Source organism: Gaiella sp. (genome assembly GCF_035710885.1).
In the GTDB taxonomy this organism is placed as follows: Bacteria; Actinomycetota; Thermoleophilia; order Gaiellales; family Gaiellaceae; genus Gaiella.
Window position 1 is genome coordinate 34,270 of the sequence record NZ_DASTCS010000057.1, and the last position, 17,998, is coordinate 52,267.

General features: G+C 71.1%; 15 protein-coding genes. 3 read left to right on the plus strand and 12 right to left on the minus strand.

Translation table 11 applies throughout. From position 1 onward, the window contains the following. Positions 1-75: 75 nt before the first annotated feature. The 7 genes from VFO26_RS14110 to tpiA form a co-directional block, all read right to left on the minus strand. The gene (locus VFO26_RS14110; RefSeq protein ID WP_325115674.1) at positions 76-1,098 is read right to left on the minus strand and encodes a class I fructose-bisphosphate aldolase; all 1,023 of its coding nucleotides are present in this window, start codon (positions 1,096-1,098) and stop codon (positions 76-78) included. Next, positions 1,098-2,099: a class II fructose-bisphosphatase gene (gene glpX, locus VFO26_RS14115; protein WP_325115675.1), complete on the minus strand. Its 1,002-nt coding sequence runs from the start codon at positions 2,097-2,099 to the stop codon at positions 1,098-1,100. Before glpX ends, VFO26_RS14110 begins: the two co-directional genes overlap by 1 nt. Beyond that, positions 2,096-3,001: a DMT family transporter gene (locus VFO26_RS14120; protein ID WP_325115676.1), complete on the minus strand. Its 906-nt coding sequence runs from the start codon at positions 2,999-3,001 to the stop codon at positions 2,096-2,098. The genes glpX and VFO26_RS14120 overlap by 4 nt, the downstream gene beginning before the upstream one ends. Positions 3,002-3,357: 356 nt before the next feature. Further along, entirely contained in the window at positions 3,358-4,875 is a 1,518-nt protein-coding gene (locus tag VFO26_RS14125; protein WP_325115677.1) for an arginine--tRNA ligase, read from the minus strand. A gap of 66 nt (positions 4,876-4,941) precedes the next feature. Continuing rightward, positions 4,942-5,541, minus strand: coding sequence for an RNA polymerase sigma factor (locus VFO26_RS14130; RefSeq protein ID WP_325115678.1), 600 nt, complete (start codon positions 5,539-5,541; stop codon positions 4,942-4,944). 90 nt (positions 5,542-5,631) lie between these two features. Then, positions 5,632-7,110, minus strand: coding sequence for a 2,3-bisphosphoglycerate-independent phosphoglycerate mutase (gene gpmI, locus VFO26_RS14135; RefSeq protein ID WP_325115679.1), 1,479 nt, complete (start codon positions 7,108-7,110; stop codon positions 5,632-5,634). Further along, positions 7,107-7,784: a triose-phosphate isomerase gene (tpiA, locus tag VFO26_RS14140; protein ID WP_325115680.1), complete on the minus strand. Its 678-nt coding sequence runs from the start codon at positions 7,782-7,784 to the stop codon at positions 7,107-7,109. The genes gpmI and tpiA overlap by 4 nt, the downstream gene beginning before the upstream one ends. A 27-nt stretch (positions 7,785-7,811) precedes the next feature. Here tpiA and VFO26_RS14145 point away from each other — a divergent pair, with 27 nt between their 5' ends. Continuing rightward, positions 7,812-9,149, plus strand: coding sequence for an adenylate/guanylate cyclase domain-containing protein (locus VFO26_RS14145; RefSeq protein WP_325115681.1), 1,338 nt, complete (start codon positions 7,812-7,814; stop codon positions 9,147-9,149). A gap of 3 nt (positions 9,150-9,152) precedes the next feature. On the opposite strand, the gene VFO26_RS14150 is transcribed toward VFO26_RS14145, so the two are convergent. The 4 genes from VFO26_RS14150 to VFO26_RS14165 form a co-directional block, all read right to left on the minus strand. Further along, positions 9,153-10,196 carry a phosphoglycerate kinase gene (locus VFO26_RS14150; RefSeq protein ID WP_325115683.1) on the minus strand — a complete coding sequence of 348 codons (1,044 nt, stop codon included), beginning with the start codon at positions 10,194-10,196 and terminating at the stop codon, positions 9,153-9,155. 49 nt (positions 10,197-10,245) lie between these two features. Then, entirely contained in the window at positions 10,246-11,247 is a 1,002-nt protein-coding gene (gene gap / locus VFO26_RS14155; RefSeq protein ID WP_325115684.1) for a type I glyceraldehyde-3-phosphate dehydrogenase, read from the minus strand. Between the two features lie 232 nt (positions 11,248-11,479). Further along, positions 11,480-12,436 (minus strand): DNA-binding protein WhiA, encoded by a 957-nt coding sequence (gene whiA, locus VFO26_RS14160; RefSeq protein WP_325115685.1) that lies wholly within the window; start codon positions 12,434-12,436, stop codon positions 11,480-11,482. Continuing rightward, complete coding sequence (locus VFO26_RS14165; protein ID WP_325115686.1) at positions 12,433-12,987, minus strand: methylated-DNA--[protein]-cysteine S-methyltransferase; 555 nt, start codon at positions 12,985-12,987, stop codon at positions 12,433-12,435. Before VFO26_RS14165 ends, whiA begins: the two co-directional genes overlap by 4 nt. Before the next feature lie 26 nt (positions 12,988-13,013). Here VFO26_RS14165 and pruA point away from each other — a divergent pair, with 26 nt between their 5' ends. Together pruA and VFO26_RS14175 are read left to right on the plus strand one after the other, a co-directional pair. Then, positions 13,014-14,648 (plus strand): L-glutamate gamma-semialdehyde dehydrogenase, encoded by a 1,635-nt coding sequence (pruA, locus tag VFO26_RS14170; RefSeq protein WP_325115687.1) that lies wholly within the window; start codon positions 13,014-13,016, stop codon positions 14,646-14,648. Between the two features lie 290 nt (positions 14,649-14,938). Then, positions 14,939-15,892, plus strand: coding sequence for a lysylphosphatidylglycerol synthase transmembrane domain-containing protein (locus VFO26_RS14175; RefSeq protein WP_325115688.1), 954 nt, complete (start codon positions 14,939-14,941; stop codon positions 15,890-15,892). A 233-nt stretch (positions 15,893-16,125) separates the two neighbouring features. On the opposite strand, the gene uvrC is transcribed toward VFO26_RS14175, so the two are convergent. Next, the gene (gene uvrC, locus VFO26_RS14180; RefSeq protein ID WP_325115689.1) at positions 16,126-17,985 is read right to left on the minus strand and encodes an excinuclease ABC subunit UvrC; all 1,860 of its coding nucleotides are present in this window, start codon (positions 17,983-17,985) and stop codon (positions 16,126-16,128) included. Positions 17,986-17,998: the final 13 nt, after the last annotated feature.

Here is a 17,998-nt window from a genome sequence, read left to right on the forward strand (position 1 = left end):
GAGCGAGCCTAGCGGGCCGAAACGGCCAGAGGGCCGCTCCACGGCCCTCTGAACGCAACCCTCACGAAACGCGTGTCAGGCCGGAACCGCCTGCTCCAGATCCGCGCTCCAGTCGCCCGCCACGGCGCGCGCGTTCATCCGCGCGCGGTGCAGGAATGCCTCCTGCCCTGCCTCGACGTTGGCCGGGTCGCCCTTCCATGCCTGGAGCGCCGAGGCCTGCAACGCCCGGCCGTACGAGAAGGAGAGGGGCCAAGGACCGCCGATCCGGTTGATCGCGTCGAGGTTCGTCGTCGCCTCGACCTCGGACTGGCCGCCGGAGAGGAACACGATGCCCGGCACCATCGCGGGCACATGCCGGAGAAAGCAGTCGAGCGTGAGCTCGGCGATCTGCGACGAGGAAGCCTGGGTCGGGCATCCCTTGCCGGAGATCACCATGTTCGGCTTGAGCAGCATGCCCTCGAGTGCGACGCCCTGCCGGTCCAGCTCGTCGAAGACGGCGCGGAGCGTCCGCGAGGTCACCTCCAGGCAGCGCTCGACCGTGTTGTCGGCGTCCATCAGCACCTCGGGCTCGACGATCGGGACGATTCCGGCCTCCTGCGAGAGGGCGGCATAGCGGGCCAGGGCGTGCGCGTTCACGTGGATGCAGGCATCCGACGGGATCCCGTCCCCGATCGTGATCACGGCGCGCCACTTGCTGAAACGCGCCCCGAGCGCATGGTACTCCTCGAAGCGTGCCCGGAGGCCGTCCAGGCCCTCCGTCACCTTCTCGCCTGGGTGGCCGGCGAGCTCGTGGGCACCCGTGTCGACCTTGATCCCGGGCACGACCCCCTTCGCGGCAAGCAGCTCGGGGAACTGCGTGCCGTCGTCCGAGGCCTGGCGGAGCGTCTCGTCGTAGAGGATCACGCCGCCGACGTAGTCCTCGAACCCCGGCGTCGTGAAGAGAAGGTTCCGATACGCCCGGCGGTTCTCCTCGGTCGACTCGACCTCGATCGAGTCGAATCGCTTCTTGATCGTCCCCGTCGACTCGTCCGCCGCGAGGATGCCCTTGTGGTCTGCGACGATCGAGCGGGCGATCGCGTTCAGCTCCTGCGCCGCCATCAACGGCCTCCTTCCGTTCGCAATCTCCTGAGCTTTCCCGATGGGTGGTGGGCCGCGATCCGCCTCACCGTGCCCGACCGCGAGCGCATCACGATCGACTCCGTCTCGATCCCCTCGGGGCCGACACGGACGCCGCGGAGGAGCGAGCCGCCCGTGACCCCGGTTGCGGCAACGAAGACGTCGTCGCCCTGCACGAGATCGTCATGGGTGAGCACCTTCTCGACATCGAAGCCGGCTTCCACGAGAGCCGCGCGCTCGGCGTCGTCGCGGGGCCAGAGGCGGCCCTGCAGAGCCCCGCCGTGGCACTTGATCGCCGCCGCCGAGATCACCCCTTCAGGCGTGCCGCCGATGCCCATCAGCATGTCGATGCCGGTGCCGGGCTGGGCGGCGGCGATCGCCGGCGCGACGTCCCCGTCCCGGATCAGGTTCACGCGGGCGCCCGCCTCGCGCAACTCGGCGATCAGCCCCTCGTGGCGGTCGCGCTCGAGCACGACGACCGTGACCTCGTTCACCTCCATGCCCTTCGCCTCCGCGACCCTCGCCACGTTCTCGGTCGGTGAGGCGTCGATGTCGATTGCGTCCGCGGCGTCGGGCCCGACGGCGATCTTGTCCATGTAGACGGCAGCGCCGGGGAAGAACATCGAGCCCCGCTCGGCGAGCGCGATCACCGAGATCGCTCCAGAGATGCCGAGCGCCGTCAGCCGCGTGCCTTCGAGTGGGTCGACGGCGACGTCGACCTCCGGCCCGGAGCCGTCACCGACCTCTTCGCCGTTGAAGAGCATCGGCGCCTCGTCCTTCTCGCCCTCACCGATCACGACGACGCCACGCATCGAGACCGAGTTGACCATGAAGCGCATCAGGTCGACCGCGGCCTGGTCGGCGGCGTTCTTGTCGCCACGGCCGATCCAGCGCGAGGCGCCCATTGCCGCCGCCTCCGTGACCCGGACGATCTCGAGCGCGAGGTTCCGGTCGGGCGGCGTCCGGGCGGGATCAGCGCTCATTCCATGGTCGATCCTACCCCGGCCGGGGCCTCCGCGACCGGTGTCCCTGCCGGCTCCACGACGACCACCACGAGGCCGGCTGCGATGACGAGCGCACCACCGGCGAGCGTCGCCGCACCCGGCCGCTGCTCGAGGATCGCCCACGCGAGCAGCACGCCTGCAACGGGCTCCAGGAACGTCAGCACTCCTGCCGACTGAGCCGTGACACGCCGCAGCAGGGTCGCGTAGACGAGGGTCGAGACGCCGGTGAAGACCACCCCGAGGGCGAGCGCCACGGCCCACTCGTCACCGCCCGAGGGAACGATGCGATCCGCGAGGAACAGCACCGGCGCGACGGCGACTGTCCCGACGAGGCAGTCCCAGAACGCGACCGTGAGGGGCGGCGTCGCCGACGCGAGCAGCCGCTTGGAGAGGATCACGAGCGCGGCGTAGGTCACCGCCGACCCGAGCCCGGCAGCGACCGCGGCCAGAGACGGCGAGTCTCCGGCCCCACCCTGGTCGAACGCGATCGCGGCGATGCCGGCCGCGCCGACGAGGCACGCGCCGAGAACGACGGGGCTCAGCCGCTCCGACAGGACGAGCGGGGCGAGGAGCGCGATCACGAGCGGCGCCGCGTAGAAGGTCAGCACGGCCAGGGCAACCGAGCCGTGCTCGACCGCCTCGAAGAAGAGGAGCCAGTGCGCGCCCTGCGCGACGCCGATCAGAGCCAGGGCACGAAGCCTGCCCCGGGGCGCCAGGAGGTCGACGCGACGCACGAGCACGGCGATCGCGGCGAGCGTGCCCGCCGCGAGCGCCAGGCGCCAGAAGGCGAGTGCCTCGGCTCCGAGCTCGACCGACGCCGCGAGGACAGCGACGAATCCCCAGGAGGCGGCAAGGCCCCCGAGTGCGAGGTTCCAGCGCATCGCGCGATCCTACGAGCGGCCGGTCGGCGCGTTCGGTGTCAGACACCGAATCCTGTCGAGGCCAACCTGTGTCGATTTCGTGCCGATTCGTCCACAGGCCGACGGCCCAGTCACACCCCGGGAACCTGACCTTGGCTCGAGCGGTCGGCGCGCTCGCCGTTCGCGCCGACCGGCTCGACCCCGCATGGGCCCTAGCCCGGGACGTTGTGGAGCGATTGGCACGAACTCGGAGCAGTTAGCTCTTGACAGGATTCGGTGTCTGACACCGTTCCCACCTACCGCGACGCCTCGCGGGCGTGACCGCCCTGCCTCCGCACCGTCGCCGCGTCACCCCCTCGTGCCGCGGCGAGATCCCGCTACATCCGCTCGGGCGCGTCGACGCCGATCAGCTCGAGGCAGACCGCGACCACGGCCTGGGTGGCCGCGCAGAGCGCGAGCCGGAAAGCCTCGGCGTCGGAGCCGAGCACCCGGTGGTGGTGGTAGAAGCGGTGGAAGTCGTCGGCGACGCGGATCGCATAGGCCGAGATCGCATGGGGCGCGCGGCGCGCGGTTGCCTCGCGGACGACCTCGGGCAGCTCCAGCAGCCGCTTCACGAGCTCCCGCTCCTCGGTGGCGAGGGGAATCGTCGGCTGCGAGTCCGGCTCGATGCCCTCGGCGTTCCGCATGATCCCCGCGATCCGCGCGTGCGCGTACTGGACGTAGTACACGGGGTTCTTCTGGCTCCGCTCGGCGGCGAGGTCGACGTCTATCTCGATCGTCTGGTCGTGACCGCGCGAGAGCAGGTACCAGCGCGCAGCGTCGGTGCCGATCTCGTCGACGAAGTCGTCGAGGAAGACGACCTCCCCGCTCCGCTTCGACATCTTCGCCGCCTCGCCGCCGCGCGTGAGATGGACGAGCTGGTAAATGAGCACCTCGACCGCCTCGCGCGGGTGGCCCAGCATCTCGGCGAGCGCCCGGAGACGGGCGACGTAGCCGTGGTGGTCCGCCCCCAGGACGTACATCAGGCGGTCGAAGCCCTTGGCGAACTTGCGCCTCATATAGGCGGCGTCGGCCGCGAAGTAGGTCGGTGTGCCGTCGGAGCGGATCACGACCCGGTCGCGGTCGTCGCCGTGGGCGCTCGTCCTCGCCCAGACCGCACCCTCCGCCTCGTACGTGTCGATCGCCGCGAGTGCATCGGGGATCTCCGCCTCGACGACGCTCTGCCGCTCGAACGTGTCGAAGTGGATCCGGAACCGCTCGAGCGATGCTTCGATCTGCTCGAGCATCCGCGGGACGGGGTCGCCCTCCCCGCGGGCGAGCTCCGCGACGTAGTCCCCCTGGTAGCCGTCCTCGGGAGGATCCTCCCCGCGGCGGATCGCCTCGACGGACTCCCGGAAACGCTCCATCTGCGTGCCGGCGTCGTTGTAGTAGTACTCGCGCTGGACGCCGTGGCCCGCGAACTCGAGGAGACGCGCGACCGCATCGCCGTAAGCGCCGTTCCGCGCCGCTGCGACGGTGATCGGCCCCGTCGGGTTGGCGGACACGCACTCGACCTGGATCTGCTCCCGGGGCCCGGCGGTTCCGGAGCCGAACCTGCGACCGCCCGCCAGCACGCTCGCCAGTCCCCTTCCCAGCCACGCGTCGTCCACGGTGAGGTTCAGGAACCCGGGGCCCGCGACGTCGACGCCGGCGATCCCGTCGAGCTCCACGAGGCGCTCTGCGAGCTCGCCCGCGACCTCGCGCGGCGGCCGGCGCCGTTGCCCCGCGAGCCGGAGCGCGATCGTCGTCGCATAGTCGCCATGGCTCGCGTCGGCGGGTCGCTCGAGCTCGGAGGCGGCCTCGGCGAGGTCTGCGACCGCCGCGGTCAGCGAGCGGATCGGGTCGATGTCCTTCACCTCGCAATCGTACGGTCGCCGACCGGCGGCGTCCGCGCCACGCGACGGGCGGCCTGGAGCGGAGGACTACTCGACCGGGGCGGCGACCGCAGGAGCGCGTGTCGTCGTCGCGGTGCGCGCGGTGATGCCGTCACGGGCGAGGACGGTCGCGACTTCCTCGCGGGCCTTGTAGATCCGCCATTTGACGGTCGCGAGCGTGATCTCGAGCGCGTCGGCGATCTCGGTGTACGAGAGCCCGACGACGTCGCGCAGCAGAAGAGCCATCTTCAGGTCGACGGTGAGGCCCTCGACCGCCCGCCACACGGCGTCGATCGTCTCCGTGCGCTCGAACGGCTGGTCGACGACCTCGAGCGGCGGAATGTCGTCCAGGGCGACCACGGCGCGCGGGCGTCGCTCGAGCGCGCGAAGCTCGTCGAGCACGCGGTTCTTCGTGACCTGGAACAGCCAGGTCGTGAACCGCGAGCGGTCTGAGAAGCCGGGCAAGCCCTGGTAGACGCGCAGGAAGACCTCCTGGGTGAGGTCTTCGGCGAGGCTACGGTCGCCGACGAGGCGCAACACGTAGTTGTAGACGGGCTGCTCGTAGGCCCTGACGATGAGGTTGAACGCCCGCTCGTCTCCCCGCTGGGCCTTTCGAAGCACACCGTGATCGGGCTGCGTCAGGGCCAATGCGCCGCGAGCATACAGTCGAGAACCTGAATTTCACGAACAATTTACGAGTCGGTGAAGTGTCACCGATTCCGTGCGGAATGACGCGGCCTACCGCTCGACGAGGCTCGCTCCCGTCATCTGCACCGGTTGCTCCAGTTCGAGGAGATCGAGGACGGTCGGCGCCAGGTCCGACAGCTCCCCCCCGCTCCGCAGTGCGACGTCGGGCCTCGTCAGGACGAGCGGGACCGGATTCGTCGTGTGGGCGGTGTGCGGGCTGACTCCGTCGTCCTCGAGGAGCTTCTCGGCATTGCCGTGATCGGCGGTCACGAGGCAGACGCCGCCGGCGCGATGCGTCGCCTCGACGACCTCCCCCAGGCAGCCGTCGACGGTCTCCACCGCCTGCACGACCGCGGGGATCGCCCCCGTGTGCCCGACCATGTCCGGGTTCGCGAAGTTGACGACGCAGAAGGCATAGCCGTCACGGAGGGCCTCGGCGACGCGTGCGGCGACCTCGGGAGCGGACATCTCCGGCTTCAGGTCGTAGCTCGCGACGTCGCGCGGGGAGGGGATCAGGATCCGCTCCTCACCGGCACACGGCTCCTCGACCCCGCCGTCGAAGAAGTAGGTCACGTGGGCGTACTTCTCCGTCTCGGCAGCATGGAGCTGCCTCAGGCCGGCGCGGCTCAGGACCTCCGCGAGGGTGTCCTCGACCTTCTGCTCGTCGAACGCGACCGGGCACGGAAAGTCGTCGCGGTAGCGCGTCATCGTGACCACGTCGGTGTTTGCCTCGAGCAGGCGCTGCGTCAGCTGGCGGACACGGTCGGGGCGGAAGTTGAAGACGATCGCGGCGTCCCGGGCCGGGTCGAGGCGCGACCCGCCGCGGAGCACGATCGGCTCGACGAACTCGTCCGTCACGCCGCGCTCGTAGCTCGCCCGCACCGCTGCCACCGGGTCGTCGGCCTGCTCGCCCGTGCCCTCGACGATCGCATCGAGGGCCCTGGCCGTCCGCTCCCAGCGCTGGTCGCGGTCCATCGCGTAGTAGCGCCCGACAACGGTCGCGATACGTTCGGGGGGCAGGGTTGCGAGGTCGACCACGGCCGCGTGAGGGGAGACGTCTCGCCCGTCCGTGAACGCGTGCACCCAGGTCTGCTCCCCGAGACCCTCCCGGCGGCCGAGCTCGAGCAACGCGCGTAGGTGATCGATGTGCGAGTGGACGCCGCCGGTCGAGACGAGCCCGAGGAGGTGCACCGCGCCCGCGCGCTCCCTCGCCCGCCGGAAGGCACCCACCAGGGCCGTGTTCGAAAGCAGCGACCCGTCCTCGACGGCGCGGCTCACCCGGACGAGGTCCTGGTACAGGATCCGACCGGAGCCGATCGTCAGGTGACCCACCTCGGAGTTGCCCATCTGCCCCTCCGGCAGGCCGACCGCGGGGCCCGATGCCACGAGCTGGGTGGTCGGGTACCGCTGCGACAGGTCGTCGAAGACGGGCGTCCGTGCCTGCTCCACCGCGTTTCCCGGGCCGGGGGGCGCGATGCCCCAGCCGTCGAGGATCACGAGTGTGACGAGCGGCGCCCGGCCGGTGCTCACGCCGCCGCCGCGCGGCAGATGGCGGCGAACGAGGCAGGCTCGAGCGACGCGCCTCCGACCAGCGCTCCGTCGACGCCCGGCTGTGCCATCAGCTCGGCGGCGTTCTCCGGCTTCACGGAGCCGCCGTAGAGCACCCGTGTGTCGTGGAGCCCCTTGATCAGCTCGTGGGCCTCCCGAGCGAGCTCCGGGGTCGCAGTCCTCCCCGTTCCGATTGCCCAGACCGGCTCGTAGGCGATCACGAGCCGTTCGTGAGACGGGATCGCCGCGACCTGCCGCTGCAGGACTGCCTCGGTCTCCTTCGCCCCGCGCTCTGCCTCGGTCTCACCGACGCAGGCGATCACGGCAAGTCCGGCCTCGAGCGCCGCCTCGCAGCGCAGGCGAACGGTCTCGTCGGTCTCGCCGAAGTACTGACGGCGCTCCGAGTGCCCGACGATCGCGCCCTCCACCCCCAGCTCGACCAGCATCGCGGCCGAGACCTCGCCGGTGAACGCGCCTTCCGCCGCCCAGTGGACGCTCTGGGCGTAGACCGGGATCCCGCGCCCGACGGCGGCGAGAAGCGATGTGAACGGCGGGCAGACGACGATCTCGACGCCGCCCGGCGGTTCGAACGCCTGGAAGAACGCGACGGTCTCCCGCGTTCCCTTGAACATCTTCCAGTTGCCCGCGACGAGCACGAGGGCTGATCCTATTCTCAGAGTCCCATGCGCACCGATGAGATCCACTACGCGCGAAGCGGCGAGTACCACATCGCCTACATGGTCGAGGGCGACGGGTCGGGTGGAGTCGACGTGCTTCGCGTCGGGGCGTACGCCTACAGCCTCGCCCTGCGGAGGCCCAAGCCTCTTCTGAAGATGTCGGAGCGATACGCCTCGCTCGGTCGGGCGATCAGCTTCGACGGGCGGGGCATGGGTCTCTCGGATCGTCTCCGCGACCGTCGGCTGCCGCCCATCGAGGAGCGCATGGACGACCTGCGCGCGGTGCTGGACGACGCGGGCGCTCGGCGCGTGCTCCTGTCCGCCGGCTCCGACGGCGGACCTCTCTCGTGCCTCTTCGCCGCCACCTACCCCGAGCGAACCCTCGGCCTGGTCCTGATGAACACGGCGCCCCGGATCGCGTGGGCGCCCGACTATCCGTGGGGGCTCCGGCGCGAGGAGTTCGAGCGCGAGGTCGATCGGATGCAAGCGGGCTGGGGCACGCGGGCGTACGCGGAGGAGCACGCCCCGTGGCCGATGGACGGCATGACCAGGGAGGAGACGGTCGACTGGTGGCTCGAGTGGATGCAGCTCTCGGCGGCCCCCGGAGACGCCGTGGCGCTGTGGCGGATGTTCTACGACTCGGATGTTCGCAACGTCCTCGGGGCGATCCGCGTGCCGACGCTCGTGCTCAGCCGCGGCGCCGCCATGGAAGAGGAGGCGAAGGCATTCGCGGCACTCATCCCCGGTGCCCGCCAGGAGACGATGCCGGGCACCGCGCCGACCGTCATGCAGGAGCGACCCGATGTGTACATGGACGCCATCGAGCGCTTCGCGCGGGCGTTGCGGGACGAGGAGGCCGAGCTCGACAGCGTGCTCGCAACCGTCCTCTTCACCGACATCGTCGGGTCGACCGCGCGCCAGGCGGAGCTCGGCGACCGCCGCTGGGCGGACCTCGTGCGCGAGCACCACGCCGTCGTGCGCGGGTGCCTCGCTCGCTACCGGGGCCGCGAGCTCGACACGGCCGGAGACGGGTTCTTCGCGGCCTTCGACGGCCCGGCGCGCGGGATCCGCTGCGCGCAGGCGATCGTGACCGAGGTGAGCAGGCTCGGCATCGAGGTCCGCGCCGGGCTGCACACGGGCGAGTGCAGAACGGTCGACGAGAAGATCGGCGGGCTGGCCGTCTCGATCGGCGCGCGCGTCAGCTCTCTGGCCGGGCCGTCCGAGGTGCTCGTCTCGCAGACCGTGCGAGATCTCGTCGCGGGCGCGGGCCTCGAGCTCGCCGAGCGGGGCGAGCACGACCTCAAGGGGGTACCGGGGGCGTGGCGGGTCTACGCCGTCGTCTGAGCTCTAGGCGGTCGGGATCGCCGCGACGCCCGGGAGCTCCGTGCCCTCGAGCAGCTCGAGCGACGCGCCGCCGCCCGTCGAGACCCACGAGACATCGTCGTCGAGCCCCAGCGCCGAGATCGCGCGCACGGAGTCGCCGCCGCCGACGACCGTGTACCCCTCGACGGCCGCGACGGCCTCCGCGACGGCCTTCGTGCCCGCCGCGAACCGCTCCCACTCGAAGACGCCCATCGGGCCGTTCCAGAAGACCGTCTTCGCGGCCCGGATCAGCTCGCCGAACCGCTCTCGCGCTTCTGGGCCGATGTCCAGGCCCAGCCAGCCCTCCGGCAGGGCGTCGTACGGTGCGACGCGGCTCTCCGCCTCCTCGTCGAACGAGGCGGCCGCAACGACGTCGCTCGGCAGCTCGACGGAAAACGGCAGCTTCGCACCGTCGCGCAGCTCCTCGGCCATCTTCCCGCCCACGATCACGGTGTCCGCACGGCCGCCGAGGTTCTCGAGCACGCCGAGCTTGTCCTCGACCTTCGCCCCGCCCGCGACGAGCACGAACGGCCGCTCGATGTCCCCCAGCAGCCGTCCCAGGTGCTCCAGCTCCGCGAGCAGGAGCAGCCCGGCATAGGCGGGCAGGATGCGTGCCACGGCCTCGGTGGAGGCGTGGGCCCGGTGGGCCGAGCCGAAGGCGTCGTTGACGTAGAGGTCCATCCCCTCGGCCAGCGTGCGCGCCGTCCCCGGGTCGTTCTCCGTCTCGCCCGGGAGGAAACGCGTGTTCTCGAGCACGCGCAGCCGCGCGTCGGGAACGAGCTCCGCGAGGCGCTCGGCAACGGGCGCCATGGCGAAGGCGGGATCCGGGCCTTTCGGCCGACCGAGGTGCGAGCAGACCGCGACGTCGGCCGCCTCCCGCTCGAGCAGCAGCTCCAGCGTCGGCACGGCCGCCCGGATCCGCGTGTCGTCCGCGACTCGCCCGTCCTCGAGCGGGACGTTCAGGTCCGCCCGGACGAGGACGCGCCTGCCGGCGACGTCCGCGGTCTCGACCGAGCGGGGCAGCCTCATGCGTCCACCACGGGGAACGACGGCCTCCGCTCGTCCGGGCGCAACGACGCTACGGCAGCAGCCGCCCGACGAGATCGACGAGCCGGCACGAGTACCCCCACTCGTTGTCGTACCAGCCGAACACCTTGACCGTGGAGCCGTGGCTCATCGTCAGCGGGCTGTCGAAGATGCACGAGTTCGGGTTCCCGCCGATGTCCGTCGACACGATCGGATCCTCGGAGTACTCGAGGTAGCGCGCGAGCGGGCCGTCCGAGGCTGCAGCGGCGTACGCCTGGTTCACCTCCTCGATCGTCACCTCACGGCCGAGCGTCACCACGAGGTCGGTGAGCGAGCAGGTCGGGACGGGCGCCCGGACGGAGATGCCGTCGACCTTGCCCTGAAGGTGCGGCAACACGAGCCCGATCGCCTTGGCGGCACCGGTGGACGTCGGGATCAGGTTGATCGCGGCGGCCCTGGCGCGACGGAGGTCCTTGTGCGGGAGGTCGAGGATGTTCTGGTCGTTGGTGTACGCGTGGATCGTGGTCATGAATCCGGACTCGATCCCGGCGAGGTCGTCGATCACCTTCGCGAGCGGCGCCACGCAGTTCGTCGTACAGCTTGCGTTGGAGACGATGTGATGCTGCTCGGGGTCGTAGGCGTCGTCGTTCACGCCGAGCACGACCGTGAAGTCCGGCTCCTTGGCCGGCGCCGAGATGATCACCTTCTTGGCCCCGGCATCGAGGTGCTTCTGCGCTCCCTCGCGGTCGGTGAAGAAGCCGGTCGACTCGAGCACGACCTCGACTCCCAGGTCGCTCCACGGGAGACCCGCGGGGTCGCGCTCGGAGAACATCTGCATGGTCTCCCCACCGGCCTCGATGACGCCGTCACCGAGCTCGACGTCGCCCGCGAACGGGCCCAGGACGGAGTCGTACTTCAGGAGGTGGGCCATCGTCTTCGCGTCGCCGAGGTCGTTGAGCGCGACGATCTCGATGTCCGCGCCCAGCTGCTGCTGCGCGCGGAAGAAGTTCCGGCCGATCCTGCCGAAGCCGTTGATGCCGACCCGGGTTGCCATGCGGTCTCGCCTCCGTCGTCCGGGGATGGGAACGAGACCGAGTCTAGTGAGGGCGGCCGGCCGCGAGCGGGGTACCTCCGCCCGTCGCCTGGAGCGGTGGGCTGAGGGAGGAGCTCCGAGGAAGTCCCCTCCCCCACGTGCGCGCTCCGGAACCAGGCGGTGGATGGGGTCTGGATCCCCCGCCCGGGAGCGCGGGCCCACCGGTGGAGTATGGGGTCCCGGCCGCGGGTCCTCAACCCGGTGCCGCTCGCGCGGCCCGTTCCTGCTCGGCGAGCTCGACGAGCCGGGCCAGCCGTCCTGCCATCGCCGCCTTCGTCAGCGGTGGGTCGGCCTTCGCTGCGAGCTCGCGCAGCGACAGTGAGGGGTGGCGCAGCCGCAGCCCCGCCGCCGCCTGGAGAGACGGCGCCAGAGCCTCGAGCGCTCCGTCGGAGAGCAGCGAGTGCGCCGCCTCCAGCTGCGCGCGGGCGGAGCGGCTCTGACGAACGAGATTCGCATGGTCCGCGTTCGCGAGCCTGTTCGCCTCGGCCCGCAGCCCTGCGACGAGCGCACGCTCCTCGAGCGTCAACACGATCTCGGTCGCGCCCGCCACGGCGAGGTAGGCCTCGATCCCATCCCAGCTCTTCGCGTACGCGGCGGAATGGGACTCGCGGTCGATCACGCGCATCCGAACGCCCGCAGCAGAGGCCACGCTGCGGATGAACGCGGCGCCGCCGTGCAGCGGCGTCCGAACCTCCAGATGCGGCGAGCGCGGCCCGCTCAGCGACCCCGCGCCGAGGAAGGCGCCCCTGAGGTACGCGGAGCGGCAGCACGGCCGCGCCACGACGCGCCCGGGAGGCCGGTCGAGTGGAAGGCCGTCGCGGCCGAGGACGCCGCCGTCGGTCAGGACCTCGATCGCGTGCGACGATCCGTCGACCAACAACTGCGTGCGTGCACCGCGGTCGAAGGCGTGGCGACGATAGGTGCGGATCTCGGAGTCGACCCGAAGCCTCCTGAGGATCGCGAAGGCACGCCGTGCGACCGCCGACTCCGCGACGTCGAGATGGAAAGACAGCTTCCCTCGCCCGAGCAGGTGGACCGCACCGGCGGTGTGGAACAGCGCCGAGATCTCCGCCAGCCGGTCGCAGCGGCGCTCGGGGACGATCGCCGCGAGCTCGGCGCGCGCGTCCGACGCGAGCGAGACGCTGCTCACAGGAGCGTTCCCTCGAGAGCGAGAAGGCGTCGTTTCAGGGGCTGGCCGGAGGCGCCGTAGCCGCCGAGCACGAAGGGCTCGTCCCGGCCCGCAGCGACCACGCGGTGGCACGGGACGACGAGCGAGAGGCGGTTCCGGGCGCAGAAGCTCCCGGCGGCCCTCGCGGCCCGCGGCCGACCCGCCAGGGCGGCGAGACCGCCGTACGTGACGACTTCGCCCCACCCGACGGAGCGCACCGCCGCGAGCAGCTCGCGCTGGAACGGGCTCAGCTCGTGGTCGTCGACGGCGACGTCGTCGTATCTCACCGGCATGCCCCCGAGGTGCGCCGCGATCCGCCGGCACAGTTCCGGCACGAACCCGTCACCCCTCCGTGACGGATCGGCGGCTAGCGTGACCTCAGGGGTGCTCGCTCCCCCTGGGGGCCCCGCCGGGCGAGGGGAGAGCCGCCGCTGCCTCGTCGGCAGCGCGTGCGCGACCAGGACGTCGTCGTGCACCGTGATCTCGCCGACGCCCCAGCCCTCCACCGCATAGCGGTGCCGCGTCACGTCCATTCCCCACCGACTCTACAATCGCCCCGATGAGCGCCCCCGGGATCTTCCGGCCGCCGGCCGCGGTCAACGAGCCCATCCGTGGGTACGAGCCGGGCTCGCCCGAGCGGGCGGAGCTCCAGAAGCGGCTCGCAGAGATGTCCGGCGAGCGCGTCTCGATCCCGCTCGTGATCGGCGGCGAGCGGGTGGAGACGGGCACGACCTTCGAGGCCGTGATGCCGCACGATCGCGACCACGTGCTCGCGGACGTGGCGAAGGGCGACGCCTCGCACGTCGAACGCGCGATCACGGCGGCCCGTGACGCTCACGCCGAGTGGTCGTCGACCCCCTGGCACGAGCGGTGCGCAGTGTTCCTCCGCGCCGCCGAGCTGCTCGCAGGCCCATGGCGCTCGACCCTGAACGCCGCGACGATGCTCAACCAGTCGAAGACCGCGCACCAGGCCGAGATCGACGCGGCCTGCGAGACGATCGACTTCCTCCGCTTCAACGTCGAGTTCCTCGTCCGCGTCTACGAGGAGCAGCCTCATTCGTCGGCGGGTGTCTGGAACCGGATGGAGTACCGGCCGCTCGAGGGGTTCGTGCTCGCCATCAGCCCGTTCAACTTCACGGCGATCGGCGCGAACCTGACGACGTCACCGGCGCTGATGGGGAACACCGTCCTGTGGAAGCCTGCCTCGACGCAGGCGCTGTCGGCCTGGTACACGCTGCGGCTGCTGGAGGAGGCGGGCCTGCCACCGGGGGTGATCAACCTCGTCTTCGGGCCGGGCGCCGAGCTCGGGGACGCGGCCGTGCGCAGCCCCGAGCTCGCGGGGGTGCACTTCACCGGCTCGACCGGTGTCTTCCAGTCGATCTGGCGCACGATCGGGAGCGACATCGACCGCTACCGGAACTACCCCCGCATCGTCGGGGAGACCGGCGGGAAGGACTTCATCCTCGCCCACCCCTCGGCCGACCCGGACGCCGTTGCAACGGCGATCGTCCGCGGCTCGTTCGAGTACCAGGGGCAGAAGTGCTCGGCGTCGTCGCGGCTCTACCTGCCCTCGAACCTCTGGGGCGAGATCCGCGAGAGCCTCGAGCGGGAGGTTCCCTCCATCGCGATGGGCGACGTCCGGGACTTCACGAACTTCATGGGCGCCGTCATCGACCGGTCGGCGTTCGAGACGCAGGCGAACGCAATCGAGGAGGCCAGGAAGGCAGGCGCCGACATCGTCGTGGGCGGAGGGGTCGACGACAGCGAGGGCTGGTTCGTCGAGCCGACCGTGATCAAGACGGACGACCCCGGCTTCCGGCTCATGCAGGACGAACTGTTCGGGCCGGTCGTGACCGCGTACGTCTACGACGAGAAGAAGTGGGACGACACGCTCGACCTCGTGGACGGGACGGGGTCGTACGCGCTGACCGGCGCGGTGTTCGCAAACGACAGGGCTGCGATCGGACAGGCGCACGATGCGCTGCGCTACGCGGCCGGGAACTTCTACGTGAACGACAAGCCGACGGGAGCGGTTGTCGGCCAGCAGCCGTTCGGCGGCGCCCGCGCGTCCGGCACGAACGACAAGGCCGGCTCGATGTGGAACCTGATCCGCTGGGTCAGCCCCCGCACGATCAAGGAGACGCTCGTCCCGCCGACGGACTACCGCTACCCCTTCCTCCGGCCCGACGCGTAAGCGCCCCGCCCCGCGGCGGGCGCGCCGATCGGTGTCGGACACCGGTTCCTGTCAAGGGGAGCCTGTGCCGATACGGTGCCGATCGCTCCACAGGCCCGAGCCCGCAGCGGAGCGTCGAATCGCGCGATTCCGGACGCCCCGTAGGAGGTGCAGGCGGCGCTCCCTTGCCGTTGTGAGGCCCGTGGACGACCAGTCGGTGTCAGACACCGTTTCCCGTCAAGGGAAAAGCGCGCCGGTCCCGTCCCGATCGCTCCACAGCCGCCTGCGAGCGACGCGAGTACCTTGAGCGCGTGATCGACGAGATCCGGACTGCGAGCGAGAGCTTCTGGGAGTTCCTCGCGGAGATCGCGATCCTCCCGCTCCTCGCCGCGATCGGCTGCCATCTCCTGAAGCTCTGCTGCACGAGCCGTGCGTGGCGGAACGTCCTCGCGGCCGCGTACCCGGACACGCGCGTGCCCTGGCGCCCGATCCTCGCCGCCTACGTCTCGGGCGTCGGCGTCAACGCGATCCTCCCCGCACGCGGCGGCGACGTCGTGAGGGTCTTCCTCGCCCATCGTGCGATCCCCGGCAGCTCGTACACGACGGTCATCTCGTCGACGGTCGTCCTCACGTTCGTCGACATGGCGCTCGCGCTCGTCGTGTTCGTGTGGGCGCTGACGCAGGGCGTGCTGCCGTCGCTGGATGCCCTCTCGGCGCTGCCGGCCTTCGACTACTCGTGGGTCTTCGAGGACGGCGTCATCCATCCCGGCGCGGTGATCGCTCTCGTGGCGATCGTGGCCGGCGGCGCGTGGCTCCTTCACCATTTCTGGAACCGTCTCCGGGCCCGCGTCGCCCAGGCGTTCGCGGTCTTCCAGCCGCCGGCGCGCTACGCGAGGACGGTCGTGCTCTGGCAGCTCGCCGACTGGGGGCTCCGGCTGGCGACGATCTGGTTCTTCCTCGGCGCCTTCGGCATCCACCAGAGCATCGGCAACGTGCTGCTCGTCCAGGCGACGATGAGCCTCGCGACCCTCGTCCCGGCGACGCCCGGTGGCATCGGCACCGAGCAGGCGTTGCTCGTCTACGCCTTCCGCGACGTCGGCGTGGCGCGCTCGACGCTCCTCGCCTTCAGCGTCGGGATGAAGCTGACCCTGACCGTCGTGAACGTGATCGTCGGCTTCACTGCGATCTTCCTCACGCTCGGGACGGTGAGGTTCAAGAGCGTCGTGGGGCCGCCCGCCGATCCGGATGCCCCTCCGCCCTCCTAGCGTCGCGTGCGGTCAGGCGGTCCCGGCGGCGGGGAGCCACTCGAGCTCGCGCAACCACGTGGAGCTCCCGCTCACTCGCCATCGGGTGGGAGTCGAGGACGACCCGCCAGGCGCGCGGCGCAGGTCAGGCATCCGCACGCCGAGGGACGGCCTGCAGCTCTACATGTACGCCTGCGCGCGGGCGGCGTAGGCAGGTCTCGACAGGGCTCGCACCTCGTCGCGCAGCGCCGCCTTCACGCGCGCCCTGCCTTGTGCAACTGGGCGTAGACCGCGCGCGCGGTCTTCGCGGGCAGGCCCGCGACGCCCTCCAGCTCCTCCTGCGAGGCGGCGAGGAACGACTCCGCCGACCCGAAGTGGTTCAGGATCGCCCGCCGACGGGCCGGCCCGATGCCCTCGAGGTCGTCGAAGATCGACTCGAAGGCGCGGGTGTCGCGCCGGCGCCGGTGGTACCCGAGCGCGAAGCGGTGAGCTTCGTCCCGAGCACGCTGGAGAAGCTGCAAACCGGGGTCGTGACGCTCGAGCCTGATCGGCGCCGAGCGGCCGGGGACGAAGACCTCCTCCTCGCGTTTCGCAAGCGCCACGACGGCGACGCGCGGCAGGTCGAAGGTGGCGTGCATCGCCTCGAGCGCGGCTGCGAGCTGGCCCTTGCCGCCGTCGATCACGACGAGGTTCGGGACGGTCGCGAAGCTCTCGTCGTAGCGGTCGGGCACGGCCGCGTCCCGCAGGCGCGCGAAGCGGCGCGAGACGACCTGCGCCATCGCGGCGAAGTCGTCCTGCACCTCGAGACCGCGCACCGCGAACGTGCGGTAGTGCGCGGTGCGGGGCTGCGCGTCCACGAACACCGCCATCGAGGCGACGATCTCGCGACCCTGGATGTTCGAGACGTCGAAGCACTCGATCCGCACGGGAAGGCTCTCGAGGTTGAGCGACTCGCGAAGCTGCTCGAGCGCCTCGACGCGCCGCCGGCGCTTCTGCTCCGCCGCCGAGGCATCGTGCTCGAGCGCGAGGCGCGCGTTCTCCTCGGCGAGCGCTGCCAGGCGCCGCTTCTCGCCCCGCTGCGGCGAGCGGACGTCGACCCGGGCTCCGCGCAGGTCGCCCAGGAACGCGGACAGCGCCTCGGTGTCCTCGATGTCCGGCGGAACGACGACCTGCGGCGGGATCGCCGGCGCGCCGCCGTAGTGCTCCACGCAGAACGACTCGAGGATCGTCGCCCGGTCCTGGCCCGCCACGTTCTCGAGGTGGAACGCGAAGCGGTCGACCAGCTTCCCGTCCCGCAGCGGGAACAGCTGCACCGCGGCCCGGTCTCCCTCCACGGCGAGGCCGATCACGTCGATCGTCCCCACCGCGCGCTTGTCGGCGGCCTGGCGCTGCGCGAGGCTCTCGATCGCGTGGAGCCGGTTGCGGTAGCGCGCGGCCTCCTCGAAGCGCTCCTCCGCAGCCGCCGCGCGCATCCGCCGCTCCAGCGCTTGCCGGATCGGCCGCGTCTCGCCGGAGAGGAACTCGATCACGCCGTCGATGATCGCGCCGTAGTCCTGCTCCGAGATCGCCCCGATGCACGGCGCCGTGCACCGCTCGATGTGGAAGTCGAGGCACGGGATCCCCGAGTGCCGCCCCGGCTTCGGCCCCTCGCACGGCCGGAACTGGAACACACGGTTGAGCACGTCCAGCGTCTCGCGCACCTTCTTCGCGTTCGCGTACGGGCCGAAGTAGACGGTTCCCCGGCGGTGCCGCTCGCGGGTGAACATCACCCGGGGGTAGGGATCCGAGACGGTGACCGCGATGTACGGGAAGGACTTGTCGTCGCGGAGCCTGACGTTGAACGGAGGGCGGTGCCGCTTGACGAGGTTCTGCTCGAGGTGCAGCGCCTCTGCCTCGCTCTGGGTGACGATCACCTCGACCCGGCCCACGCGCCGGACAAGCTGGTCGATGCCCGCGCGCGCGTCGCCGCCGCGGTTGAAGTAGCTGCGCACGCGGGCCCGGAGCGACTTCGCCTTGCCGACGTAGAGGATCTCGTCGCGCTCGTCGCGAAAGAGGTACACGCCCGGGCCCGTCGGCAGCCGAGCAAGCTGGCCCCGAACGGAATCTTCACGCACGCGAGCTAGCGTA

Bases quoted from the DNA above. Each gene is read 5' to 3' on its own strand.
- gap (WP_325115684.1), bottom strand. From the start codon at position 11,247: ATGGCAACCCGGGTCGGCATCAACGGCTTCGGCAGGATCGGCCGGAAC.
- VFO26_RS14110 (WP_325115674.1), bottom strand. From the start codon at position 1,098: ATGGCGGCGCAGGAGCTGAACGCGATCGCCCGCTCGATCGTCGCAGAC.
- VFO26_RS14150 (WP_325115683.1), bottom strand. From the start codon at position 10,196: ATGAGGCTGCCCCGCTCGGTCGAGACCGCGGACGTCGCCGGCAGGCGC.
- VFO26_RS14120 (WP_325115676.1), bottom strand. From the start codon at position 3,001: ATGCGCTGGAACCTCGCACTCGGGGGCCTTGCCGCCTCCTGGGGATTC.
- VFO26_RS14145 (WP_325115681.1), top strand. From the start codon at position 7,812: ATGCGCACCGATGAGATCCACTACGCGCGAAGCGGCGAGTACCACATC.
- VFO26_RS14165 (WP_325115686.1), bottom strand. From the start codon at position 12,987: ATGGACGTGACGCGGCACCGCTATGCGGTGGAGGGCTGGGGCGTCGGC.
- pruA (WP_325115687.1), top strand. From the start codon at position 13,014: ATGAGCGCCCCCGGGATCTTCCGGCCGCCGGCCGCGGTCAACGAGCCC.
- glpX (WP_325115675.1), bottom strand. From the start codon at position 2,099: ATGAGCGCTGATCCCGCCCGGACGCCGCCCGACCGGAACCTCGCGCTC.